Origin of the sequence: Gemmiger sp. An120, assembly GCF_002160955.1 — a bacterium.
GTDB lineage: Bacteria > Bacillota > Clostridia > Oscillospirales > Ruminococcaceae > Gemmiger_A > Gemmiger_A avium.
The window spans coordinates 38,544-61,646 of sequence record NZ_NFLN01000017.1 but is presented as its reverse complement, the minus strand read 5'-3'; the positions used below and the strand labels follow the sequence as shown (position 1 = coordinate 61,646).

Sequence of the window (23,103 nt, the reverse complement as noted above, 5' to 3'; positions counted from 1 at the left end):
CGCCGACACCCGGTCTGTCGGGGCAGTTTCCGGGGCGGGCAGGGTCACCCGCCAGCCGGGGGCCGCGGGCAGTTGGGGCAGCGGCAGCGCCAGCAGCACCGGCCCGGCCAGCAGCACCGCCGCCAGCACACCCCACAGCCGGCACCGCCAGCGGGCGGTATACCGGCACATCAGCCAGGGCCGCAGCGCCAGCGCAGCAACCGCCGCCGCCGAACCGCCCAGCCCGATACTCAACAGGGAAAGCAGCCAGGTCTGCATAAATCAGCCCTCCGTTTCCTCCTTAGACAACTCGTCCAGATAGTCGGATAATTCCCGGATCTCGTTTTTCGACAGGGCGTGGCACTGATGCAGCGCCGCCACCAGATTGCGGGCGCTGCCGCCGAACATCCGCTCCAGGGCGCTGCGGCTTTCCACCGCCAGATACTCCTGACGGGTGACCAGCGGTTCAATCAAATGCCCCCGGCCAGCCTTGTGCCGGGTTACAAATCCCTTGCCCTCCAGCCGGGCCACCAGGTTCAGCACTGTGGTGGGGGCCCAGGCATGGGCCGGGGCCAGCATTGTTTCCAGTTCCGGCCGGGTCAGGGGCCGGCCGGCCTGCCACAGCGCCTGCATCACCGCCAGCTCCGCGTCCGGCAGGCGTTTCAGTTCCGCCATGCGGTACACCTCCTTCCACACTTGTGGTTGCAATTTAATTCTACGCTTGTGGAAGATACTTGTCAACCCCTGCTTGTTAAGGATTTCACCCGAAAGACCTTGCACATCCCGGCCTGATTGATTATAATAAGTGCAGGTATCCCATGCCGGCCCCCGAGGCCGGTTTCAGACCTATTATGAGCTGAGAGGAGAATGTAACATGGGTTTAGGTAAAAAGACTGTTGAGGAGCTGGCCGTAAAGGGCAAGCGCGTTCTGGTTCGTTGCGATTTCAACGTACCGATGAAGGAGGGCGTCATCACCAATGACAACCGTATCGTGGCCGCCCTGCCCACCATCCAGAAGCTGATCGACAACGGCGCGAAGGTGATCCTGTGCAGCCATCTGGGCAAGCCCAAGAACGGCCCCGAGGAGAAGTTCAGCCTGGCCCCTGTTGCTGTGCGCCTGAGCGAGCTGCTGGGCAAGCCGGTTGTGTTCGCCAATGACGACGAGGTCGTGGGCGCCAACGCCAAGGCCGCCGTGGCCGCCATGCAGGACGGCGACGTGGTGCTGCTGCAGAACACCCGCTTCCGCAAGGAAGAAACCAAGAACCTGCCCGAGTTCAGCAAGGATCTGGCCAGCCTGGCCGACGCCTACGTAAACGACGCTTTCGGCAGCGCTCACCGCGCTCACTGCTCCACCGCCGGCGTGACCGACTACATCAAGGACACCGCTGTGGGTTACCTGATGGAGAAGGAGATCCGCTACCTGGGCAACGCCGTGAACGATCCTGTCCGTCCCTTCACCGCCATCCTGGGCGGCGCCAAGGTTGCGGACAAGCTGAACGTGATCAGCAACCTGCTGGAGAAGGTGGACACCCTGATCATCGGCGGCGGCATGGCCTACACCTTCCTGGTGGCCAAGGGCTACGAAGTGGGCACTAGCCTGGTTGACCTGGAGAAGGTTGACTACTGCAAGGAAATGATGGCCAAGGCCGAGGCCAAGGGCGTCAAGCTGCTGCTGCCTGTGGACACCGTTGTGGCCGCTGCGTTCCCCGATCCCATCGACGGGCCGGTGGACACCAAGGTTGTGCCTTCCGACGCGATTCCCGCCGACATGATGGGTCTGGACGTGGGCCCCGAGACCCGCAAGCTGTTTGCGGACGCTGTTAAGGCCAGCAAGACCGTTGTGTGGAACGGACCCATGGGCGTGTTTGAGAACCCGACCCTGGCCGCCGGCACCCTGGCTGTTGCCGAGGCGATGGCCGAGGCCGACGCCACCACCGTGATCGGCGGCGGCGACAGCGCGGCTGCCGTTATGCAGCTGGGCTTTGGCGACAAGATGACCCATATCTCCACCGGCGGCGGCGCCAGCCTGGAGTACCTGGAGGGCAAGGAGCTGCCCGGCATCGCCTGCATCCAGAACGCCTGATATATCATTCCGGCAGCGGCCCGGTTCCGGGTCGCTGCATTTTGGCGTAACATGCCCTATACATTATAAAGAAATGAGGACTGCATCATGGATAAAGCCAATCGCAAGGCCATTATCGCCGGCAACTGGAAGATGAACAAGACCGCCACCGAGGCCGCTGCCCTGATCGACGAGCTGATCCCCGCCGTGAAGGACGCTGACTGCGAAGTGGTCATCTGCACCCCCTTCACCAGCCTGGTAACCGCCGTGGAGAAGACCCGCGGCACCAACATCCATGTGGGCGCGGAAAACGTGCACTTTGAGAAGAGCGGCGCGTTCACCGGCGAAATCAGCGCCGACATGCTGGTGGATCTGGGCGTGGAATACGTCATCACCGGCCATTCCGAGCGCCGCCAGTACTTCGCCGAGACCGACGAGACCGTGAACAAGCGCACCCGCGCTGCTCTGGCCGCCGGCCTGAAGGTCATCGTCTGCGTGGGCGAGAACCTGACCCAGCGTGAGCAGGGCGTTACCGAGGAACTGGTTCGCATGCAGACCAAGATCGCGCTGCGTGACGTGACCGCCGAGGAAATGAAGAACATCGTGATCGCCTACGAGCCCGTTTGGGCCATCGGCACCGGCAAGACCGCTACCAGCGACCAGGCCCAGGAAGTCTGCGCGGCTATCCGCAAGGTGCTGGGCGAAGTGTACGGCGAGGCCGTGGCCAAGGCTACCACCATCCAGTACGGCGGCAGCATGAACGCCGGCAACGCCGACGAGCTGGTTGCCAAGCCCGACGTGGACGGCGGCCTGATCGGCGGCGCCTCCCTGAAGGCGGACGCTTTTGCCGCCATCGTGAAGGCTGCCAGCAAGTAAGCGCCCTTTTTCCTTTGTTTGTTCAGGCGCCGTCTGCCCTGCGGGCGGGCGGCGCCTGTTCGCATTTTGCGGGCTGCACAGCCCGCGCCACACCTGTTTTAAGGAGGATCTTCTCTTATGGCTAAACAACCCCTGATGCTCTGCATTCTGGACGGCTTCGGCTGGGTGCCTGGCAAAGCCTACGGCAACGCCATCGTGGCCGCCAATACCCCCAACCTGGACAAGCTGTTCGCCAGCTGCCCCTACACCACCATCGGCGCTTCCGGCATGGACGTGGGCCTGCCCGACGGCCAGATGGGCAACAGCGAGGTGGGCCACACCAACATCGGTGCGGGCCGCATTGTGTACCAGGAACTGACCCGCATCACCAAGGCCATTCAGGACGGCACCATCCGCCAGAACGAGGCCATCGTGAATGCCATGAAGGCCGCCATTGAGAACGGCAAGGCCATCCACATGATGGGCCTGCTGAGCGCCGGCGGCGTGCACAGCCACATCCAGCACCTGTTCGGCCTGCTGGACATGGCCAAGGACATGGGCGCAAAGGAAATCTACGTACATGCCATCATGGACGGCCGCGACGTGCCGCCCGACAGCGGCAAGGGCTACCTGGAAGAGCTGCAGGCCAAGCTGGACGAACTGGGCGTGGGCAAGATCGCTTCGGTGACCGGCCGCTACTACGCCATGGATCGTGACAACCGCTGGGATCGTGTGGAAAAGGCCTACGCCGCCTTCGTGTACGGCGAGGGCGAGAAGGGCACCCCCGCCGAAGTGATCGCCAAGAGCTACGCCGCCGGTGTGACCGACGAGTTCGTGGTTCCGGCCGTGACCTGCGAGGGCGGCCGCGTGTCCGAGGGGGACAGCGTGATCTTCTTCAACTTCCGCCCCGACCGCGCCCGTGAGATCACCCGCACCTTTGTGGACGACGAGTTCAACGGCTTCGAGCGCCGCAACGGCCGCTTTGCGGTGAACTACGTCTGCTTCACCCAGTACGACGCCACCATGCCCAACGTGGAGGTAGCCTTCAAGCCCCAGAGCCTGCACAACGTGATGGGCGAATACCTGGCCAAGTGCGGCAAGACCCAGCTGCGCATCGCGGAGACCGAGAAGTACGCCCATGTGACCTTCTTCTTCAACGGCGGCGTGGAGGCCCCGTTCGAGGGCGAAGACCGGGCGCTGATCCCCAGCCCCAAGGTTGCCACCTACGACCTGCAGCCCGAGATGAGCGCCTACCTGGTGGCCGACGAGTGCGTGAAGCGGATCGAGAGCGGCAAGTACGACGTGATCATCCTGAACTTTGCCAACTGCGACATGGTGGGTCACACCGGCGTGTTTGAAGCCGCTGTCAAGGCGGTGGAGGCGGTGGACGCCTGCGCCGGCAAGGTGATCGACGCGGTGTTGGCCGCCGGCGGCAAGGTGCTGCTGACCGCCGACCACGGCAACGCCGACCAGATGTACGAGCCGGACGGCGCGCCCTTTACTGCCCACACCACCAACCCGGTGCCCTTCCTGGTGGCCGGCGCCGGCGATGTGAAGCTGCGCGAGGGCGGCGTGCTGGCCGACATCGCCCCCACCATGCTCAAGCTGATGGGCCTGCCCCAGCCGGAGGAGATGACCGGCAAGAGCATCGTGGAATAAGCTGTTTTCCTGCACATGCCAGCGGGGGAGAGACCGGGTGTCTCTCCCCCGTTTTTTGTGGCAGACCGTGGCGTTTGCCCATTTTTATCCCACGAAAGCGACGCTATATTTTTGTACCATGTGACGGTTTTATTTCACATAACCGTTATTCATTTAACAATAATTGACAATCCTTTGTCGAGGCCGTATTCTGAATATAGAAGCACACTTTATTTCAGAAAGGCAGGGAGAGGTATGAATTCATCCAAAGCGTTGCTGCTGGTGGACAACTCGTCCGCGCTGGAACTGCTGCACAGCGGAACCTATCGGTTCCAGGAAATCTCGTTTGAAGAGGTCCGCGCGATTGTGGAGATGCACGGCCAGAAAGATGTGCTGCGCTGCTTCTCCCATCCGGAGATCGAGCAGCTGCTGTACAAGCACGCCGGTATCGCCATCAGCAATTTCCACTATCTGCCGGTGGGCGAGCTGGCCCCGGGCCAGGACGCGATCGCGTTCCGGTTCTATGTGACCCCTTCCGAGACCCAGCCCAGCATCCAGACCGTCTACGGCAACGAGGCCACCAAGCTGCAGAATCTGTATGTGTACTGTCAGTTCATCACCCGGCTGGAGGAACCCTGAGTTTCTGCCCGCCGGCCCTCCTCTCCGTGCCCGGGGCATCTGCCCCGGGCATTTTTATTGCCCCGGCGGGCGGTGATGTGCTATAATAAAGTGTATGCGGCACGGCGCTTTTGCCGTGCACAGAACAATCAGGGAGGGAAATTGAGTATGACGATTCGAATCGGTATTTTGGGATATGGCAATCTGGGCCGCGGCGTGGAGTACGCCGTGGCGCAAAACCCCGATATGGAACTGGCGGCGGTGTTCACCCGCCGGGATCCGGCTTCCATGACCATCCACACCCCCGGCGTGCCGGTAGTGGCCGCCAGCGATGTGGAAAGCTGGAAGGACAAAATTGACGTGATGATTCTGTGCGGCGGCAGCGCCACCGATCTGCCCGTACAGACCCCGGCCATGGCCCGGTGGTTCAATGTGGTGGACAGCTTTGACACCCACGCCAAGATCCCCGAGCACTTTGCCGCGGTGGACGCGGCGGCCAAGGCGGCGGGCACCACCGCCCTGATCTCGGTGGGCTGGGACCCGGGCATGTTCTCGCTGAACCGGCTGTACGCCGGCGCCATCCTGCCCAACGGCAAGGATTACACCTTCTGGGGCAAGGGGGTCAGCCAGGGCCACTCCGACGCGATCCGACGCATTGAGGGCGTGCAGGACGCCCGGCAGTACACCGTGCCGGTGCCCGCCGCCCTGGAGGCGGTGCGCAGCGGCGCCCAGCCGGAACTGACCACCCGGCAGAAGCACACCCGGGAGTGCTACGTGGTGGCCAAGCCCGGCGCGGATACCGCCCGCATCGAGAATGAGATCAAGACCATGCCCAACTACTTTGCCGACTATGACACCACCGTGCACTTCATCAGCCAGGAAGAGCTGGACCGGGATCACAAGGGCATCCCCCACGGCGGCTGCGTGATCCGCACCGGCACCACCGGTGATGCCGCCGCCCCCAACACCCATGTGATCGAGTACAGCCTGAAGCTGGACTCCAATCCGGAATTCACCTCCAGCGTGCTGGTGGCCTACGCCCGGGCTGCCGCCCGGATGAACGCCGCCGGCCATACCGGCGCGGCCACCGTGTTTGACGTGGCCCCGGCCCTGCTGCGCCCGGAAGACGGCGAGACCCTGCGCCGCACCCTGCTGTAAAAAGGCCTTGCCGCACCCGTCTGAGGGGCGGTTCTGCGGCCCCGTCGGACCCTGGTATGGGGGCGCGGACGAATTTTCTGCGAATTGTGGCCGGATGCCCAAAATAAACCTTGACATCCCCTTGCAGATAAGCTATAAAAAGTATAGTGATTTGGCCCGGAGCGCGGCTTTGCGCGGCGTGATCCCGGCCGGAATAGCTTGTTAAGGAGAGTTCATAGCATGGATACGTTTGAGAAGATTCGCGCCTGCCTGGCCGAGCAGCTGGATATCGAGCCCGACGAGATCACCATGGACAGCAACATCCTGGACGACTTCGGCGCTGACAGCCTGGATCTGGTGGATCTGGTAATGGCGCTGGAGGACGAGTTTGAGGTGGAAGTGCCGGACGACGCCATCGAGAGTTTCCACACGGTGGGCGACGTGGTGCGTTTCGTCGAGGACCACACCTGATTTTTGTGCCGATCGACACCCGGCGAGCCCCACGCCTTGGCGCGGGGCCCGCTTTTTTGACGAGAGATTTGCACCGGAAGGAAGTTATCGGATGAGCGAACAGAAAAAGAAATTGGTGGAGGCCATCACCCCCATCAACGAGGACTTTGCCCAGTGGTACACCGACGTGTGCCTCAAGGCGGAGCTGGTGGACTACTCCACCGTTAAGGGCTGCATGATCCTGCGTCCCTACGGCTACGCCATCTGGGAGAACATCACCCACATCCTGGACGGGATGTTCAAGGCTACCGGCCATGAGAACGTGGCCATGCCCATCTTTATCCCGGAAAGCCTGCTGCAGCGGGAAAAGGACCACGTGGAGGGCTTTGCCCCCGAGGTGGCCTGGGTTACCTACGGCGGCGCGGAGAAGCTGGAAGAGCGCATGTGCGTGCGGCCCACCAGTGAGACCCTGTTCTGCGACCACTTTGCCCACGTGCTGCATTCCTGGCGGGATCTGCCCATGAAGTACAACCAGTGGTGCAGCGTGGTGCGCTGGGAAAAGACCACCCGTCCCTTCCTGCGCAGCCGTGAGTTCTGGTGGCAGGAGGGTCACACCATCCACGAGACCGCCGAGGAGGCCGTGGAGGAGACCCTGCAGCAGCTGAACACCTATGCGGATTTCTGCGAGAAGTACCTGATGATCCCGGTGGTCAAGGGCAAGAAGACCGACAAGGAAAAGTTCGCCGGCGCCGAAGCCACCTACACCATCGAGGCCATGATGCACGACGGCAAGGCCCTGCAGAGCGGCACCAGCCACTACTTCGGCGACGGGTTCTCCCGCGCGTTCGATGTGCAGTTCACCGGCCGTGACAACCAGCTGCAGTACCCCCATCAGACCAGCTGGGGCGTATCCACCCGTCTGGTGGGCGCCATCATCATGACCCACGGCGACGACGAGGGCCTGATCCTGCCCCCGGCCATTGCCCCCTATCAGGTGGTGATCGTGCCGGTGGCCGCCCACAAGCCCGGCGTGACCGAGAAGGCCGAGGAGCTGGCCGCCCGCGTGCGCAAGTTTGCCCGTGTCAAGCTGGACAACAGCGACAACAGCCCCGGCTGGAAGTTCAGCCAGTGGGAAATGAAGGGCGTGCCCCTGCGCCTGGAGATCGGCCCCAAGGATATCGAGAAGAACCAGTGTGTGCTGGTGCGCCGCGATACCCGCGAAAAGACCTTCGTATCCCTGGATGAGCTGGAGACCGCGATCCCCCGCCTGCTGGAGGAGCTGTCCGCCAACCTGTACCAGCGTGCGCTGGAAAACCGGGAAGCCCGCACCTGGGCCGCTACCACCCTGGACGAGGTCAAGAAGCTGGCCGCCGAGAACACCGGCTACATCAAGACCATGTGGTGCGGCGACGAGGCCTGCGAGGAGAAGATGAAGGAAGAAGCGGGCCTGTCCAGCCGGTGCATGCCGTTTGAGCAGGAGCAGCTGAGCGATGTGTGCCCCTGCTGCGGCAAGCCTGCCAAGGTGATGGTCTACTGGGGCAAAGCCTACTAAGCCATCCGCCAAAACCAAATACAGCGCCGCCGCGGCAATTGCCCGGCGGCGTTTTGTTTTTCCTGTTTTGCCGCGGTTGCAGTTACCCGGACAATCGGCTATAATCATAGAGACGGGCTGCGGAAAGGCTCTTTCCGCGGCCTTTTTTGCCCGGATGCCGTCTTGTAAACAAACTGTAACGGACCGGTGACAAAATTGAAATATTTCTGCCCCCTCAATCGTTGTTTGGGTGAAGGCGTTAAGGATGTGAAAACTTGTTCGCTGCAAAGGCCGGCCTGCGTGCCGAGGAGATGGAACGCCTTGTGGATCAGTATGGTGACGCCATGCTGCGTGTTTGCTGTGCCTATCTGGGCGACGCACACCTGGCACAGGACGCCGTGCAGGATGCTTTCCTGAAGATCTACAAGAGCTACCGCCCGCTGGAGGACTCCCCTGCTTCGGAAAAGGCTTTTGTAATGCGGGTGACGGCCAATGTCTGCAAAGACTATCTGCGCAGCGCCTGGCACAAGAAGGTCAATCTGGTGGAGCAATACCCCGAACTGGCCTCTCCGGAAGCCATGCGCAGCGAGAGCGGCCGCCTGCTGGCCGAGGTGCTGGCCCTGAAACCCAAATACCGCGAAGTCGTCCTGCTGCATTACTATCACCAGTATTCGGTGGGCGAGATTGCCCAGCTTCTGCACGCACCCCAAAGCACGGTGAGCGTGCGGCTGCGGCGCGCCCGCGAACAACTGGCAAAACGACTGGAGGAGGTGCCCCGTGATGATCTCTGATACATCCATCCGAAAGGCTGTCGAAGACGGCCTTTCGGGCGTGGCCCTTTCGCCCGGGCAAAAGGCCGCGATCCTGGCCCGGTGCCGCCCCGAACCGCTTCGGGTACACCGGCGCAGCATCGCCCGGCGTGCGCTGAGCGTGGCCGCGGTGTTCGCCGTGGCGCTGGTACTCAGTGCCGGGGTGCTGGCCACCTCGCCCGGGCTGGCCCAGCAGCTGGCCGTGCTGGGGCGGCAGACCCTGTCCTTCCTGCAGCCTGTCAACCAGGTCAGCGAGGCCGACGGCATCCGTATGGAGGTGCTGGCCTCCATGCGCAGCGAGGACACAGCGGTCGTCTATCTGACCCTGCGGGACACCACCGGCCAGGGCCGCATTCAGGAAAACACCCAGCTGTGGAACTACCATCTGGAGGGCGCGTCCTTTGCCCATGCCGAACAGGTGGATTACGATCCCGAGACCGGCAGCGCCATGTTCCGCCTGACCGGCGAGGATGTGACCAGCGACAAGGTTACGGTGCGGGTGGAGGCGTTCTCCTCCGGCATCGAGTATTACCCGCCCACCCCCACCGGCTGGACGGTGGCTGAACTGGCGGAACTGCAGCCCACCCCCGCTTTGTCCTACCCCACCCTGGACCATGGCTGGGGCATGCTGAACGGCCCCGGCGACCAAAAGCTGGAGCAGCAGGTGGAAAGCAGCAGTCTGCCGGTGCTCAAGCAGCAGTTCTCCTATCCTGTGGAGGGGCTGGACTGGCTGACCGTGCAGGCGGTAGGCGTTGTGGACAATGCGCTGCACATCCAGCTGCGTCAGGACGAGGATCTGGGCCGGTTCTGCAGCGTGAACCTGAGCCTGGCCAACGCCGATGGCGAAGAGAGCGGCCAGGCCGTGCTGGATGTGGCACTGGATGAGCCGGAAGCCGGATTCAGCAGCGGCACCCGGGAATATGTGCTGCCCCTGCCCCAGGACGCCGACCCGGCCGACTGGGAGCTGTATGCCAGCGGTGTGAACTGCACCGTGGCCAGCAATGCGGGCTGGCAGGTCACCTTTGAACTGGAACCCGCCCACGCCGACCGTACCGGCAGCTGCAATCTGGACACCGGCAGCTGGCAGCTGCAGCAGGTCTCCCTGTCCAGCCTGGGCATCACCATTGAGGGCAACGGCGAACTGTACGCCGACAGCCTCGACCTGACCCCGGTAGTCATCCTGCAGGACGGCACCCAGCCGGAGTTCATCTCCTCCTCGGTAAGCACCGACGACCAGGGCAACATTGTCTACCGGATGCTGTTCCGCACGCCGGTGGATACCAGCCAGGTGGCCACGGTCACCCTGTCCGGGCAGCCTGTGGTCTGGAACGACTGAAAACAACGATCTCCTCTTTTGATGGAAAACGCCCCGCGGCAGCCGGATTGGCAGCGCCGCGGGGCGTTTTTCATTTCTGGTTTCAGAGTTACTCGTCCTTGCCATCCCCGAACAGCAGCGCCGCTGCCTGGGACAGTTCCTTGTGCCGGTCGCTCTCCGGTGCGGGTTCTTCCTCTGAGGCTTCCGGCACGATGGGTGTCTCCTCCGCCGGTGCCGGCTGTTCCTTTGGCAGGACAGCGGTTTCGGGCGCGTCCTCTTCCGGGGTCCATTTCTCCGCTTCCGGTTCGTCGGTCTCCGCCTCTTCCTGGCGGGCAGCACGTTTGTTCTGCTTCTCCATCTCCCGGCGCCGGGCGTCCAGCACAGCCTTGGCCACCTTTTCCAGGGCGGCGCAGTTCTCCGGCAGGTCGGTCAGGCTCTGGCCGTAATGGGCCATCAGCACGGTGCCGTCCCGGCCGATCAGCAGGGTCAGCGGCAGCTGGTAGGTTTCCCCCTCCACCGCCTTGTAGCCCATCTTGCGGGCCTCTTTCAGGATGCGCAGCGCGGTCAGGGAATGGCTGCGGAACCAGCTGGTGGTGCTGGGCACGCAGAAGTGCTCATACAGCACCCCTTCCGCGTCGCAGATCAGGGAGAAGGGCATCTGCTCTTCCGGGATAGCGCCCGCGATCACATGGGGATCGGTGCGCACCACACAGGCCAGCCGGGCGCTGGTGAGCTTGTCCTTGTCCTGGATATACTCCATCACATAATGCCGGGTGATGGGATGGCCGAAGTTGCGCATAAAGACCACAAACAGGGGCGTGTCCGCATCCAGCAGATCATAAAAAGGCAGCTGAGGCTGGTAAGGGCTGTCATAGGTAAAGCGCGGGATCTGGTCCCCCGCCTGTAATTTTTTGGGCACGGAAGGCACCTCCGAAAAATATACTCTCTTATTCATTCTACACACTCCCGCCTTTCTGTCAACCATCTTGACCCATCTGCTATAATGGAATCATACAAGGTTTACCGGGTTTGACCGCAAACCGGTGTCTCCAGGAACAGTGTGCCCCGCCGCGCGCCGGGCATACCCGCACAGAATGGGAGGAGAAAGCAATGAACGAAGCAGTACAATCGGTGATGGAAAAGCGCATCCGCCGGGCCATGGCCGCGGTGCAGCGCAACCAGATGCAGGCCTTTTATTGTGAGCGGGCGGACCAGGTGCCCGCCTTTGTCAAGGAGATGCTGCCCGCCGGGTGCAGCGTATCTCACGGCGGTTCCGCCACCCTGAGCGAGTGCGGCGTGACCGATCTGCTGGCCCAGGGCGATTACCGCTATCTGGACCGGAGCAAGGCAAACGGCCCGGAGGAGATCGGCAAACTGTACCGGGAGGTTTTCAGTGCCGACTGGTACCTGACCAGCAGCAACGCCGTGACCGAGGACGGCAAGCTGTACAACGTGGACGGCAACTCCAACCGGGTGGCCGCCATCGCGTTCGGCCCGGCCCATGTGCTGGTGATCGTGGGCTGCAACAAGATCGTGCGGGATCTGGACGAGGCCATGGCCCGGGTACAGACCATCGCCGCCCCGGCCAACACCGTCCGGCTGAACTGCGACACCCCCTGCGCCGAGAGCGGGCGCTGCCAGAACTGCCACTCCCCCGCCCGCATCTGCTGCAACGCCCTGATCACGGCCTTCCAGCGGGATCCGGACCGGGTCAAGGTGCTGTTTGTGGGCGAACCTCTGGGATTCTGAGAAACACAAGGAACAAGGCCCTGCCGCTTTTGCGGCAGGGCCTTGTTTTGTCTGTATACAGAATTATCAGTCGTCCTCGTCCGGCAGTGTATCCTCCTGCTGGCCGGACACCGCCCAGGCCGCGCCCAGGCCCGCCAGCCCGATCAGGGCCAGCAACAGGCTCAGCGCCAGATCCGCCAGCCCGTCGGCGCCGTTGCGCCAGGAGAGGAAGGTCTGGGGCAGTTCCAGGCAGGTGCAGAGGAAAAACGCGGCAAACCCCAAAAAGTACAGCCACCGGCCCGACCGCACCTGCCCCACATACAGCAGACGCACCAGCGCCGTGGAGAGCAGCAGCGCCAGCAGGGCGCTGAACACCTCCACCGTGGGGCCGATCCGCTCCACACTGGAGGGGGCAAAGCCGAACCGCCCCACCGTGAGCAGATAGAAGCCCAGCGTGGCCCCTACCCCCAGCACCGCGCTGTGGGTGGGCGGGGTCAGCTCCTCGCCCAGATGGGCCAGGCCGGTCAGCAGCAGCCACAGGCCGGTGAGGAAAAACAGCACCGCCTGCACCAGGCCGAACCAGTCCCGCTCCGGCCAGAGCAGCATGACCTGGCCGCCCGCATAGGCGGCGAACAGCACCGACGCCAGCAGGCCGAACACCCCCAGGCCGCGGCTGGGCGCCGTGATCCGGTAAGGGCCCGGTGTCTGCACCAGCGCGGTCACCCCGGCCAGCACCAGCACGCCGGCCAGCACCCCATATCGGGTCCAGACCGAGCCCCAGGTCACAAACCCGGTGCTCCAGTCATTGTATGCAGAAAGATCCAGTCCACGCACCGCGCCGGCAGCCAGGCACACCAGCGCCGCCAGGACGGTGACGGCTCGTTTCATTTGCGCTCCTCGATGGTTTTGTATTTCTGACGCACGCCCAGATACTTGTAGGCCGGGCGCATGATCCGGTTGGCGAACACCACCTCTTCGATCCGGTGGGCGCACCAGCCCGGAATACGGCTGATGGCAAACAGCGGGGTGAACAGATCCTCCGAGATGCCCAGCATCTTGTAGATCAGGCCGCTGTACAGGTCCACATTGGCGCAGACGGTCTTGCTGCCCTTCTCCTGGGCAAACACCTCCGGGCCCAGCTTCTCCACCAGGCACAGCAGGTCAAACTCGTCCTCAAAGCCTTTCTCGTAGGCCAGTTCCCGGGCATTCTCCCGCAGGATCAGCGCACGCGGGTCGCTGATGGTGTAGACCGCATGGCCCATACCGTAGATCAGGCCGCTGCCGTCCCCTTCCTTTTTGCGGATGATACGGCGCAGGAACTCCCGCACTTCATCCTCGTCCCGGTGGTTCTCCACCCCCTGCTGGATGACCCGCAGCTGCTGCATCACCTTCAGGTTGGCGCCGCCGTGCTTGGGGCCTTTCAGGCTGCCGATGGCCGCCGCGATGGCCGAATAGGTATCGGTGCCGGAGCTGGACAGCACCCGGCAGGCAAAGGTGGAGTTGTTGCCGCCGCCGTGGTCGGCGTGCACCGCCAAACACAGGTCCAGCAGCTTGGCTTCCGCGTGGGTGAACTTCTGGTCCGCCCGGTAGGTGGACAGGATATGCTCCGCGGTGCTCTGCCCGATCTGGGGCAGATGGAAGAACATGCTCTGCTTGTCATAGACCCGGCGCTTGACCTGGTAGGCGTTCACCATGATGGTGGGCAGCCCCGCGATCAGGTTCACCGACTGCTGCAGAATGTTGCCCAGGCTCAGATCCTCCGCGTCCGGGTCATAGCTGTACAGGGCCAGCACGCTGCGGGCCATCTTGTTCATGATGTTCGGGCTGGGGGCCTTCATGATCATGTCCTCGGCAAAGCCGTCGGGCAGGGCCCGGTGCTCCTCCAGCAGGTGGCAGAACTGGGCCAGCTCCGCCTGCCGGGGCAGGCTGCCGAACAGCAGCAGCCAGATGATCTCTTCAAATACGAAGCGATCCTTCTCCAGCGCCTCCCGCACGATCTCCCGGATGTCAATGCCCCGGTAGATCAGCTTGCCCGGAATGGGCCGCACCGTGCCGTCCGGCTCTTTTTCGTAGCCGATAACGTCACAGACGTTGGTCAGGCCCGCCAGCACACCGGTGCCGTCCGGATTGCGAAGGCCCCGCTTTACGCCCAGGCGTTCGCTGGTTTCCGGGTCAATGTAGTTATTTTTCAGATACTCATTGCATAGGATGGTCATGGACTGTGGGTCCAGGATCGGTACTTCTGTGGACATACCATACTTCCCCTTTCTAAAGTGTTTCCCTCTATGGTATGTAGTGTACAAGGTTTTGGGCCAAATTGCAAGCAGCCCGCCGGAGGATGGGATGAAGAAAACTCTGTTGTGCATGCTGACCTTTGCCTTGCTTACCTGGCTGATCCCGGTGGGTGGCCTGCTGTTGGCGGAAGCGTCCTTACCCGGCGCCCCGCTGACCGGGCCCGCCGCTACCCCCGCGCCGGACGAGCCGTCCGGAAACGGGGAGCCGGTCAGCCCCTCGCCCGCCGCCACAGCCACCCCCACCCCCGCCGCCGATACGCTGCGGGTGCTGGACGAGGCCTCCGGGGAGATTCTGACCGTCTCCGCCCGGGATTACCGGATCGGGGCGGCAGCCGCGGAACTGCCCGCCGACTGGCCGGACGAGGCCATCAAGGCCCAGATGGTGGCGGCCTGGAGCTACGCGCTGTTCCAGCAGCAGACCGCCCGCGCCGCCGGACAAGCCCACGACCTGTCCGCCAACCCGGCGCGCCGCCAGGGCTTCATGACCCGGGAGGTGCTGGAAAGCTACTGGGGCGTGGATTTTGAGGCCAACTACCAGCGCCTGGCCGCCCTGGCCGATCAGGTGGAGGGCCGGGTGGTACAGTGGGAGGGTGCGGCGGCGGCCTGCTGCTACCATGCCTCCAGCTGCGGGGCCACCGAGGCCAGCCAGAACGTGTGGACCGAGGCGCTGCCCTATCTGCAGGGGGTGGACAGCCCCTGGGACACCGCGGCCGACGGCTGGGAGGTGACCGTTACCTATACGGTACAACAGATGACCGACGCTTTGCAGCTGAATTTTGCCGACCGGGGGCTGGATCTTTCCGGCGACCCGTCGGGCTGGTTCGGCGCCCCCACCCTGACGGCGGCGGGATACGTAGCCACCCAGCCGGTGGCCGGGGCCGAGCTTTCCGGCATCGAGCTGCGGGGGGCGCTGGGGCTGCGCAGCGCCGCCTTTACGGTGCAGTACGCCGACCGGACCTTCTCGGTCACCACCCACGGCTACGGGCACGGGGTAGGCCTGAGCCAATGGGGCGCCCGGGGCATGGCACTGGAGGGCAAAAGCTGCGCCGACATTCTGGCCTGGTATTATCCGGGCACGCAGTTGGTACAGGAATAGCAAAACGGGACGCGCCGGCTGTGCGGCACGTCCCGTTTTTCGTTGCTGCCAAAGGCGGCGGGTCAGTCCCGCGCCACCTTGAAGATCGCTTTGCGCACCCGGTCGCAGCCGGCCGCCCGCACCAGCGCCTTGTGGGCCTCGTTGGTCATGAAGATCACAAAACGATCCTCTCCCAGCACGCCGGCGCAGCTCAGCGGGGCCTTGTACAGCGCTGCGTCGGTAGTTTCGTCGTAGGGAGCGCTCTCCTCCAGCTCGCCCAGCGCCACCTCAAACAGCTCCACGCCGGACAAATCGATCTGGATGTCGATGTACTTCTCGTGCATCTCGAACTCCCGGTCCTCGGAGGGCGCGGTGTCCGACTCGGTCACCTTGACATACACCTTGTCCCCGTCGATGTCGGTGCGGCCCTCGGGCAGCTCGTCCAGGTCATGCTCCGCGATATAGGCGATGGCGGTGTCCAGATTTTCAAACAGGCCGGTATACTGCTCGATGTTTTCCAAACGGTCGTACAACATTGTGGTTTCCTCCCTGGCAGGCCGCAGACGGCCCGGTTTTGTTCTATAGATTGATTATAGCACCTTCCGTCTCCGCCGCACAGAGGGGCAATGGACGAAAATGCAAAAAAGTCGGCCTGCCGGGACAAGACGCTGGGTCCGGGGACGTTTACAATAGAAGTAACGACAAGCGGCCGGTCTCAGCGCCGCCCCCCAAAAGGAAGAAAGGAAGCTGCCTCATGAAATTTCTGAATGTGGAGATCCCCGTCAAGAATCTGCCCGAACTGGACCAGGGCTTTGTGCCTCTGGGCCTGTTCTTCAAGCACTACGCCACCGGTGCGGAAAAGCCCCTGTGCATCGCTGTGGAACGCAGCGGCGGCCAGATCGGCACCTGGGAGTGCAAGGTGCACGGCACCCCGGAGATGAAGGAAGCCGACGAGTACTTTGTGGACCGCATGGTCAAGTTCCTGCTGTGGAGCTGGGGCGGTTTCAAGGTGTACATCTGCGGCGACGACGCCCTGGCCGAGACCGTGCGCAAGGCGTACAGCGTTGACGGCAGCCGCGCCTTTGACAAGGACTTCATGGAGAACGTGTACGAGCGTGCCTTTGAAGTGGTCAGCCTGCCCTACGATCAGCGTCCTGCTCCGTTCCAGAAGGCGGAGAGCGTGGGCCGTCACACCACCGGCGCCCGCATCGGCTTTGACGCCGGCGGATCCGACCGGAAGGTCAGCGCTGTGATCGACGGCGAGACCATCTACAGCGAAGAGGTTGTGTGGTATCCCAAGACCATCAGCGATCCCAGCTACCACTATGTGGGCATCCTGGCCGCCATGCAGACCGCCGCGGCCAAGATCATGGAAAAGGGCCGCAAGGTGGACGGCATCGGCGTGTCCAGCGCGGGCGTGTACATCGACAACAAGTGCATGGTGGCCAGCCTGTTCATCAAGGTGGGCAAGGAAGACTTTGACGCCAAGGTCAAGAACATCTACACCCGCGCTGCCGAGGATCTGGGCCGCATGCTGGGCTACGAGATCCCCGTGGTTGTGGCCAACGACGGCGACGTGAGCGCGCTGGCCGGTGCCATGGGCCTGGGCGAGAACGGCATCATGGGTATCGCCATGGGCACCAGCGAAGCTGTGGGCTACGTGGACGCGGACGGCAACATCTGCGGCTGGCTGAACGAGCTGGCGTTTGCTCCGGTGGACGCACAGCCCGATGCCATGGCCGACGAGTGGAGCGGCGACATCGGCTGCGGCGTGAAGTACTTCAGCCAGGACAGCGTGATCAAGCTGGCCCCCCGTGCCGGTATCGAACTGAACGAAGAGGACGCCCCCGCTGCCAAGCTGAAGGTTGTGCAGGGCCTGATGGCTGAGGACGATCCCCGCGCCGTTAAGGTCTACGAGAGCATCGGCGTCTATCTGGGCCACACCATGGGCCTGTACGCCCAGTTCTATGACATCCATCACGTACAGATGATGGGCCGTGTCATGAGCGGCAAGGGCGGCGACATCATCCTGGCCACCGCGGCCCGCGTGATGGACGAGGAGTACCCCGAGGTGTCCTTCCGTCCCGAAGCGCCGGACGAGATGACCCGCCGTGTGGGTCAGTCCAGCGCCGCCGCCAGCCTGCCGGAGAGCAAGTAAGTTTTCCGCACCTTGGCGGGGCTGCGGGCCTTGGCCCGGCAGGAGCCTGCTGCGCAGCGGCGCGCACCGCGCGCCGTACCGGGCACGCCGGCCTCTTGCCCCTCACGCAAGGGGGCGGCTCTTGCCGCGCACCGGCCCGACCGGGCCGCTTTGCGGAGCGCCGCTCCCCGCCGTGTGGGCCAGAGTTCCGCCGCCGCCAGCCTGCCGGAGAGCAAGTAAGTTCTCCGCACCTTGGCGGGGCTGCGGGCTTTGGCCCGGCAGGAGCCTGCTGCGCAGCGGCGCGCATTGCGCGCTGGTTTTAAAATTGCTATCAACTTTTTCCCATATTTTCTTCCTTTGGCGGCAGGGGCCGGACGGATTTCCGTCCGGCCCCTGTCCTGTTTATCGGCAGATTTGGCAATAAAATCGGGGGCTTGCTCGTATAATTCAATGCAAGGCTCACCCGGCGGGTGCGGCCATTCCGCAACAAAAGGAGATTTTTACCATGCGTTTGATCCGATTTGTCCCTGTGCTGGCGCTGGTGCTCTGTGCCGCTGCCTGCTCGGCTCCGGCCGAAACGGTGCCGCCCGACCCCACGGCAGCGCCCACAGCGGCCCCCACCGCCGAACCCACGGCGGAACCTACCCCTGAAGTGACCCCCGAACCCACCCCCGACATTCAGGTGGTGGATGGGGTCACCTACGTAAACGGCATTCTGATTGCCAACAAAAGCTACGGCCTGCCCGCCGACTATGCCCCCGGCGTATCGGAAGAGGCCCAGTCCGCCTTTGAGGAAATGGCCGCCGGCGCCGCGGAGGACGGCATCAATCTGTACATTGCGTCCGGGTTCCGCTCCTATGACTACCAGGCAAAACTGTACCAGCGGTATGTGGACCGGGATGGAAAGGAAGAAGCCGATACCTACTCGGCCCGGCCGGGCCATTCCGAGCACCAGACCGGTCTGGCCTTTGACCTGAACGAGGTCAGCGACGCTTTCATCGGCACCCCCGAGGCGGAATGGCTGGCCGCCCACGCCCATGAATACGGTTTCATCATCCGGTATCCTGCCGACAAGGTGGAGATCACCGGCTACAAATACGAACCCTGGCATGTGCGGTATCTGGGCAAGGAGACCGCCGCCGCTGTGTATGAGAGCGGCCTGTGCCTGGAAGAGTATCTGGGTATCGACTCGGTATACGCCGACTGACAAAAACAACAGCGCCCGAAACAGACGTTTCGGGCGCTGTTGTTTTATCGGGTCATCACGCGGATCCAGCGGCCGCTGCGCAGGCGAAGCCCTCCTAGCAGCAGCTGCGCCAGATAGTCGCAGCGCATCAAAAGAAAAACAAACGGCGGGTCCAGTTTCCAGACAAAGCCCGCCAGCAGGCCCATGGGCACCGATACCAGCCACATGGTGCCGTACACCACCATGCTGATGTTGACCTGTTCCACTCCGCGCAGGCACATGATATAACAGTTGGAGAAGCTGAACAGGATAAAGCTGGCGCTGAGCACCTGCAGATAGGCCGCCGACGCCTGGATCACCTGGGGATCGCGGGAGTACAGCCCCATGATCGTTTCCGGAAACAAGCCGCAGACCACGGTGAACAGAAGCGCCCCCGCCAGCGCGCAGCGCAGGGTGATGGCAAACAGTTCGCGGATCGGCTCGGTCTGGCGTTTGCCCCACTACTGGCTGACCAGCACGCTGGCCCCGCTGGCAAACCCGAATCCCAGAATGTTCAGGATGTTGAAAGGCTGCCCGCCCAGGCTGGCCGCGGTGATGGCCAGGTCGTTGAGCTGCCCCAGCATGATCGTATCCATCAGGTTGACCCCCAGGCTGATCACGTTCTGCAGCGCGATAGGCAGGCTGATGGCCAGAACCGACGGAAGGAATCCCGGCTCCCAGTAAAAGAATTTTTTGCGCACGCGGCTTCTCCTTTCCTATGGACAGTTATTCCCCATTATAGAGAAAAACCACCCCGATGTATTTACACAATCGGACACCATCGTGTATAATTGGTACAAGAAGTGTTTTTCGCAAAGGAGGCGAATACGGGTGGCCTATACAGCGGTGGAACTGCAGCGGCCGATCCGGATCGAGCGGATCATCACGGTGCACTATTTTGAATATGGTCCGGACTATGCGTTCGCCGGAGAAAGCCATGATTTCTGGGAGATTGTCTATGTGGACAAAGGCGAGATCATCGCCCAGGCCGGCGAAGCCGAGCATCTGCTGCAAAAAGGTCAGATGCTGTTTCATGAACCGGGGGAATTCCATACCCTGAAAGCTGCCGGAGGCCGTGCCCCCAACGTAGTCGTAATCACCTTTGAGTGTGATGGCCCGGCCATGGACTTTTTCCGCGGCCGGCTGCTCAGCGCCGGAGATGCCGAGCGCAACCTGATGGCCCGCATCGTGGAACAGGCCGCCGAGGCATTTGCCACGCCGCTGGACGATCCCTTGTCCCAGATGATGGAGCGGCGGGCGATCCAGCCTTTCGGTGCGGAGGAACTGATCGGGCTTTCGCTGGAACTGCTGCTGCTGGAACTGATCCGTAAAGGCGGCGTGCCGGCGGCGTCCCGGCCTTCTTCGCTGCTGCGTGAGAACAGCCGCAACGATCTGATGGAGCGGGTGTGCCGGTATCTGGACGAAAACCTGGAAAAGCGCCTGACCCTGAGCGATATCTGCCGGGACAACCTGGTGGGCCGCAGCTATCTGCAGAAGGTGTTCCGGGAAAAAACCGGCGGCGGCGCCATGGAGTATTTTGGCCATCTGAAGATCCGCCGGGCCAAGGAGCTGATCCGGGAGGGCAAGCACAATTTCACCGAGATTGCCGCTATGCTGGGGTACAATTCGATCCATTATTTCTCCCGCCATTTCAAAAAAGTTACCGGGATGACCCCCAGCGAATACGCCAGCAGCGTCAAGGTGCTGAGCCGGCAGGGCCGGGGCGAATGATGATACAATTGTCCATCCAACAAGCGTAAACGTCTATTTATATTTCCTATATATAGGGCTATACTTTCAGGTAGGGAGCAGCACGAAGCGCTCGGCTTCAGCTGCAACAATTTTATAAACTAAAAGGAGAACTGCGCTATGGCTATTTTGGTATGCGGCGGCGCCGGCTACATCGGCAGCCACACCTGTGTGGAACTGCTGGCTGCCGGTTACGACATCGTGGTGGCGGACAACTACTATAACTCCTGCCCGGAGGCTCTGCGCCGGGTAAAGCAGATTTCCGGCAAGGATTTCCGCTTTGTGGAGGCTGAGCTGACCGATCCTGCCCAGGTGGAGGCGATCTTTGCCGCCAATCCGGACATCGACTCGGTGATCCAGTTTGCCGCTTACAAGGCCGTGGGCGAGAGCGTGTCCAAGCCCATCGAATACTACACCAACAACCTGAACACCACCCTGGTGATTCTGGACGCCATGCGCCGTCATGGTGTGCACAACATCGTGTTCTCCTCCAGCGCCACCGTGTACGGTGATCCCGCCACTGTGCCCATCACCGAGGACTTCCCCGTGGGCGGCGACCGCACCACCAACCCCTACGGCACCTCCAAGGCCATGAACGAGCAGATCCTGACCGACTGCTGCAAGGCGGACAAGGACCTGAACGTGGCCCTGCTGCGGTACTTCAACCCCATCGGCGCTCATGAGAGCGGCCTGATCGGTGAGGATCCCAACGGCATCCCCAACAACCTGGTACCCTACATCGCCAAGGTGGCTGTGGGCAAGCTGGAGAAGGTGCACGTGTTCGGCAACGACTATCCCACCCACGACGGCACCGGCGTGCGCGACTACATCCATGTGGTAGACCTGGCCAAGGGCCATGTGGCTGCCATCAAGAAGCTGGCCACCAAGCCCGGCCTGTTCATCTGCAACCTGGGCACCGGCCACGGCTACAGCGTGCTGGACGTGATCAAGGCTTACTCCAAGGCCTGCGGCAAGGAGCTGCCCTACGTGATCGACCCGCGCCGCCCCGGCGACATCGCTGAGTGCTACGCCGATCCCGCCAAGGCCAAGGCCGAGCTGGGCTGGGAAGCGCAGTACGGCATCGAGGAGATGTGCGCCACCAGCTGGAAGTGGCAGAGCATGAACCCGGACGGCTACAAGGGCTAAGATTCCAACATAAAAAAGGACGCGGTGCAAACCGCGTCCTTTTTCTTTTGCCGATCTGGGGGACCAGTCCCCCAGCCCCCTGTCTATCATAATAAAAAGTGCGGGCCGAGTATTCGGCCCGCGTTTTCCGGGGGGCTGGGGGAGATGTTATCTCCCCCAGATTCGCTATTTTTACGCATCCTTGGCGATCTCGCCGGCCGCCTGCAGGGTTTTCTTGCTCACAGCAGGGCCGATCAGTTCATAGATCAGGGTGGCGCAGAGCACCACGGCCCGGATGGTGGCCGCATACTGGGGCACCACCTGCTGGGCCAGGAAGGACAGGCCGATGGCCACGCCCGCCTGCGGGAGCAGGGCCGGGCCCAGGTACTTGGTAATGGCCGGAGAGGCGTGCATGATCTTGGCGCCCATCCAGGCACCCAGCCATTTGCCGACCACACGCAGCACCACATATACCACGCCTACCACACCGATGGTGGGCAGCACGCTCAGCTGCAGATCCGCACCGCTGAGCACAAAGAACATCATGAACAGCGGCGGGGTGAAGGCATCCACCTGACGGTATACGTCGGCGGAATTCTTGGACAGGTTGCAGAAGGCTGCGCCCAGCGCCATGCACATAAGCAGGCTGGATACCCCCAGCACCTCATTGGCCAGGGCAACTGCCCCCAGCACAAAGGCGATGGACAGGCTCAGGCGGCTGCCCGCATCCTTGAAAAAGCGCAGCAGGAAGGTAAACAGAATTCCCAGCAGCAGGCCCACACCCACGCTGAGCACCACTTCCCAGATGGGCGACAGGATCGCTTCGACCAGATTCACCGGGCCGCCGCTTTCCAGCGTGCGGGCCACGGCCACCGCCAGGCCAAACGCAATCAGCGCCACCGCATCGTCCAGTGCCACCACACTCAGCAGGGTTTCGGTAACCGGTCCCTTGGCCCGGTACTGCTTGATGACCATGACGGTGGCGGCGGGCGCGGTGGCGGCGGCGATAGCGCCCAGCACCAGGGCAAAGGGCAGGCCGTTGCCGGTGACCCACAGCCCCAGCACCACCAGCACCACCGCCATGATGCTTTCAAAGAAAGCAATCACAATGGGGGTGGCCCCCACCCGGCGGAAGTATTCAAACTTGAACTCGCCGCCCACCGTAAAGGCGATGAAGCCCAGGGCCACGTCCGAGATGGCGGTCAGGGCCGCGATCCCCTCGCTGGTGAACAGCCCCAGCACCGAGGGCCCGATCAGCAGGCCCAGGATCAGGTAACCGGTCACATCCGGCAGTCGGATCAGGCGGATCAGGCGGGCCCCCAGCAAGCCGGCAAGCAGCAGCAGGGCCAGCTGAAACAACAAATCCAGTTCCATGC

At 62.8% G+C, this 23,103-nt stretch carries 22 protein-coding genes and 1 pseudogene; 15 read left to right on the top strand and 8 right to left on the bottom strand.

All coding sequences use genetic code 11. The annotated features are described in order from the left end of the window. The coding region (locus B5E65_RS12690; protein WP_206406311.1) for a hypothetical protein at positions 1-258 on the bottom strand (258 nt) is incomplete at its 3' end. A 3-nt stretch (positions 259-261) separates the two neighbouring features. Further along, positions 262-654 carry a BlaI/MecI/CopY family transcriptional regulator gene (locus B5E65_RS12685; RefSeq protein ID WP_087172136.1) on the bottom strand — a complete coding sequence of 131 codons (393 nt, stop codon included), beginning with the start codon at positions 652-654 and terminating at the stop codon, positions 262-264. Positions 655-853: 199 nt separating this feature from the next. On the opposite strand from B5E65_RS12685, the gene B5E65_RS12680 reads away from it, so the two are divergent. The 9 genes from B5E65_RS12680 to B5E65_RS12640 all read left to right on the top strand — a co-directional run bounded on the left by B5E65_RS12680 (position 854) and on the right by B5E65_RS12640 (position 10,415). Further along, positions 854-2,062 carry a phosphoglycerate kinase gene (locus tag B5E65_RS12680; RefSeq protein WP_087172135.1) on the top strand — a complete coding sequence of 403 codons (1,209 nt, stop codon included), beginning with the start codon at positions 854-856 and terminating at the stop codon, positions 2,060-2,062. Between the two features lie 87 nt (positions 2,063-2,149). Beyond that, positions 2,150-2,917, top strand: coding sequence for a triose-phosphate isomerase (gene tpiA, locus B5E65_RS12675; protein ID WP_087172134.1), 768 nt, complete (start codon positions 2,150-2,152; stop codon positions 2,915-2,917). A gap of 117 nt (positions 2,918-3,034) precedes the next feature. Continuing rightward, positions 3,035-4,555, top strand: a complete 1,521-nt coding sequence (gene gpmI / locus B5E65_RS12670) for a 2,3-bisphosphoglycerate-independent phosphoglycerate mutase (protein ID WP_087172133.1) — start codon at positions 3,035-3,037, stop codon at positions 4,553-4,555. A gap of 234 nt (positions 4,556-4,789) precedes the next feature. Continuing rightward, on the top strand, positions 4,790-5,173 hold the full coding sequence (locus B5E65_RS12665) for a hypothetical protein (RefSeq protein ID WP_087172132.1): 384 nt from the start codon (positions 4,790-4,792) through the stop codon (positions 5,171-5,173). A 147-nt stretch (positions 5,174-5,320) separates the two neighbouring features. Continuing rightward, entirely contained in the window at positions 5,321-6,310 is a 990-nt protein-coding gene (locus B5E65_RS12660) for a diaminopimelate dehydrogenase (protein WP_087172131.1), read from the top strand. 219 nt (positions 6,311-6,529) lie between these two features. Then, positions 6,530-6,760, top strand: a complete 231-nt coding sequence (gene acpP / locus B5E65_RS12655; RefSeq protein WP_087172130.1) for an acyl carrier protein — start codon at positions 6,530-6,532, stop codon at positions 6,758-6,760. A 91-nt stretch (positions 6,761-6,851) separates the two neighbouring features. Continuing rightward, entirely contained in the window at positions 6,852-8,291 is a 1,440-nt protein-coding gene (gene proS / locus B5E65_RS12650) for a proline--tRNA ligase (protein ID WP_087172129.1), read from the top strand. Between the two features lie 254 nt (positions 8,292-8,545). Then, positions 8,546-9,061: a sigma-70 family RNA polymerase sigma factor gene (locus B5E65_RS12645; protein WP_242957552.1), complete on the top strand. Its 516-nt coding sequence runs from the start codon at positions 8,546-8,548 to the stop codon at positions 9,059-9,061. Further along, positions 9,051-10,415 (top strand): hypothetical protein, encoded by a 1,365-nt coding sequence (locus tag B5E65_RS12640; protein WP_087172128.1) that lies wholly within the window; start codon positions 9,051-9,053, stop codon positions 10,413-10,415. Before B5E65_RS12645 ends, B5E65_RS12640 begins: the two co-directional genes overlap by 11 nt. 88 nt (positions 10,416-10,503) lie before the next feature. Here B5E65_RS12640 and B5E65_RS12635 read toward each other — a convergent pair whose 3' ends face one another. Further along, positions 10,504-11,313, bottom strand: a complete 810-nt coding sequence (locus B5E65_RS12635; RefSeq protein ID WP_143403025.1) for a thioredoxin domain-containing protein — start codon at positions 11,311-11,313, stop codon at positions 10,504-10,506. A 191-nt stretch (positions 11,314-11,504) separates the two neighbouring features. Here B5E65_RS12635 and B5E65_RS12630 point away from each other — a divergent pair, with 191 nt between their 5' ends. Next, the gene (locus tag B5E65_RS12630) at positions 11,505-12,143 is read left to right on the top strand and encodes a lactate utilization protein (protein WP_087172126.1); all 639 of its coding nucleotides are present in this window, start codon (positions 11,505-11,507) and stop codon (positions 12,141-12,143) included. A 66-nt stretch (positions 12,144-12,209) separates the two neighbouring features. Here the strand turns inward: B5E65_RS12630 and B5E65_RS12625 are convergent, their stop codons facing one another. Then, complete coding sequence (locus B5E65_RS12625; protein WP_087172125.1) at positions 12,210-13,010, bottom strand: hypothetical protein; 801 nt, start codon at positions 13,008-13,010, stop codon at positions 12,210-12,212. Beyond that, on the bottom strand, positions 13,007-14,374 hold the full coding sequence (locus tag B5E65_RS12620) for a citrate synthase (RefSeq protein WP_087172124.1): 1,368 nt from the start codon (positions 14,372-14,374) through the stop codon (positions 13,007-13,009). The genes B5E65_RS12625 and B5E65_RS12620 overlap by 4 nt, the downstream gene beginning before the upstream one ends. A 91-nt stretch (positions 14,375-14,465) precedes the next feature. On the opposite strand from B5E65_RS12620, the gene B5E65_RS12615 reads away from it, so the two are divergent. Next, entirely contained in the window at positions 14,466-15,512 is a 1,047-nt protein-coding gene (locus B5E65_RS12615; RefSeq protein ID WP_087172123.1) for a SpoIID/LytB domain-containing protein, read from the top strand. Positions 15,513-15,574: 62 nt separating this feature from the next. Here B5E65_RS12615 and B5E65_RS12610 read toward each other — a convergent pair whose 3' ends face one another. Further along, positions 15,575-16,027 carry a NanQ anomerase/TabA/YiaL family protein gene (locus B5E65_RS12610; RefSeq protein ID WP_087172122.1) on the bottom strand — a complete coding sequence of 151 codons (453 nt, stop codon included), beginning with the start codon at positions 16,025-16,027 and terminating at the stop codon, positions 15,575-15,577. A gap of 218 nt (positions 16,028-16,245) precedes the next feature. Here B5E65_RS12610 and B5E65_RS12605 point away from each other — a divergent pair, with 218 nt between their 5' ends. Then, positions 16,246-17,649 (top strand): ROK family protein, encoded by a 1,404-nt coding sequence (locus tag B5E65_RS12605; protein WP_087172121.1) that lies wholly within the window; start codon positions 16,246-16,248, stop codon positions 17,647-17,649. A 484-nt stretch (positions 17,650-18,133) separates the two neighbouring features. After that, positions 18,134-18,835, top strand: a complete 702-nt coding sequence (locus B5E65_RS12600) for a M15 family metallopeptidase (RefSeq protein WP_087172120.1) — start codon at positions 18,134-18,136, stop codon at positions 18,833-18,835. A 44-nt stretch (positions 18,836-18,879) separates the two neighbouring features. Here the strand turns inward: B5E65_RS12600 and B5E65_RS12595 are convergent. Continuing rightward, positions 18,880-19,554, bottom strand: a pseudogene (locus B5E65_RS12595) (MATE family efflux transporter). Between the two features lie 130 nt (positions 19,555-19,684). Between B5E65_RS12595 and B5E65_RS12585 the strand changes: the two are divergent. Beyond that, complete coding sequence (locus tag B5E65_RS12585) at positions 19,685-20,584, top strand: AraC family transcriptional regulator (protein WP_087172117.1); 900 nt, start codon at positions 19,685-19,687, stop codon at positions 20,582-20,584. 138 nt (positions 20,585-20,722) lie between these two features. Next, positions 20,723-21,748: a UDP-glucose 4-epimerase GalE gene (galE, locus tag B5E65_RS12580; RefSeq protein WP_087172116.1), complete on the top strand. Its 1,026-nt coding sequence runs from the start codon at positions 20,723-20,725 to the stop codon at positions 21,746-21,748. A gap of 171 nt (positions 21,749-21,919) precedes the next feature. Here the strand turns inward: galE and B5E65_RS12575 are convergent, their stop codons facing one another. Continuing rightward, on the bottom strand, positions 21,920-23,101 hold the full coding sequence (locus B5E65_RS12575; RefSeq protein ID WP_087172115.1) for a cation:proton antiporter: 1,182 nt from the start codon (positions 23,099-23,101) through the stop codon (positions 21,920-21,922). Positions 23,102-23,103 lie beyond the last annotated feature (2 nt).

Excerpts from the sequence above, each read along its gene's own strand:
- B5E65_RS12685 (WP_087172136.1), bottom strand. The coding sequence starts at position 654 with ATGGCGGAACTGAAACGCCTGCCGGACGCGGAGCTGGCGGTGATGCAG.
- B5E65_RS12680 (WP_087172135.1), top strand. The coding sequence starts at position 854 with ATGGGTTTAGGTAAAAAGACTGTTGAGGAGCTGGCCGTAAAGGGCAAG.
- tpiA (WP_087172134.1), top strand. The coding sequence starts at position 2,150 with ATGGATAAAGCCAATCGCAAGGCCATTATCGCCGGCAACTGGAAGATG.
- gpmI (WP_087172133.1), top strand. The coding sequence starts at position 3,035 with ATGGCTAAACAACCCCTGATGCTCTGCATTCTGGACGGCTTCGGCTGG.
- B5E65_RS12665 (WP_087172132.1), top strand. The coding sequence starts at position 4,790 with ATGAATTCATCCAAAGCGTTGCTGCTGGTGGACAACTCGTCCGCGCTG.
- B5E65_RS12660 (WP_087172131.1), top strand. The coding sequence starts at position 5,321 with ATGACGATTCGAATCGGTATTTTGGGATATGGCAATCTGGGCCGCGGC.
- acpP (WP_087172130.1), top strand. The coding sequence starts at position 6,530 with ATGGATACGTTTGAGAAGATTCGCGCCTGCCTGGCCGAGCAGCTGGAT.
- proS (WP_087172129.1), top strand. The coding sequence starts at position 6,852 with ATGAGCGAACAGAAAAAGAAATTGGTGGAGGCCATCACCCCCATCAAC.
- B5E65_RS12640 (WP_087172128.1), top strand. The coding sequence starts at position 9,051 with ATGATCTCTGATACATCCATCCGAAAGGCTGTCGAAGACGGCCTTTCG.
- B5E65_RS12630 (WP_087172126.1), top strand. The coding sequence starts at position 11,505 with ATGAACGAAGCAGTACAATCGGTGATGGAAAAGCGCATCCGCCGGGCC.
- B5E65_RS12625 (WP_087172125.1), bottom strand. The coding sequence starts at position 13,010 with ATGAAACGAGCCGTCACCGTCCTGGCGGCGCTGGTGTGCCTGGCTGCC.
- B5E65_RS12620 (WP_087172124.1), bottom strand. The coding sequence starts at position 14,374 with ATGTCCACAGAAGTACCGATCCTGGACCCACAGTCCATGACCATCCTA.
- B5E65_RS12615 (WP_087172123.1), top strand. The coding sequence starts at position 14,466 with ATGAAGAAAACTCTGTTGTGCATGCTGACCTTTGCCTTGCTTACCTGG.
- B5E65_RS12610 (WP_087172122.1), bottom strand. The coding sequence starts at position 16,027 with ATGTTGTACGACCGTTTGGAAAACATCGAGCAGTATACCGGCCTGTTT.
- B5E65_RS12605 (WP_087172121.1), top strand. The coding sequence starts at position 16,246 with ATGAAATTTCTGAATGTGGAGATCCCCGTCAAGAATCTGCCCGAACTG.
- B5E65_RS12600 (WP_087172120.1), top strand. The coding sequence starts at position 18,134 with ATGCGTTTGATCCGATTTGTCCCTGTGCTGGCGCTGGTGCTCTGTGCC.
- galE (WP_087172116.1), top strand. The coding sequence starts at position 20,723 with ATGGCTATTTTGGTATGCGGCGGCGCCGGCTACATCGGCAGCCACACC.
- B5E65_RS12575 (WP_087172115.1), bottom strand. The coding sequence starts at position 23,101 with ATGGAACTGGATTTGTTGTTTCAGCTGGCCCTGCTGCTGCTTGCCGGC.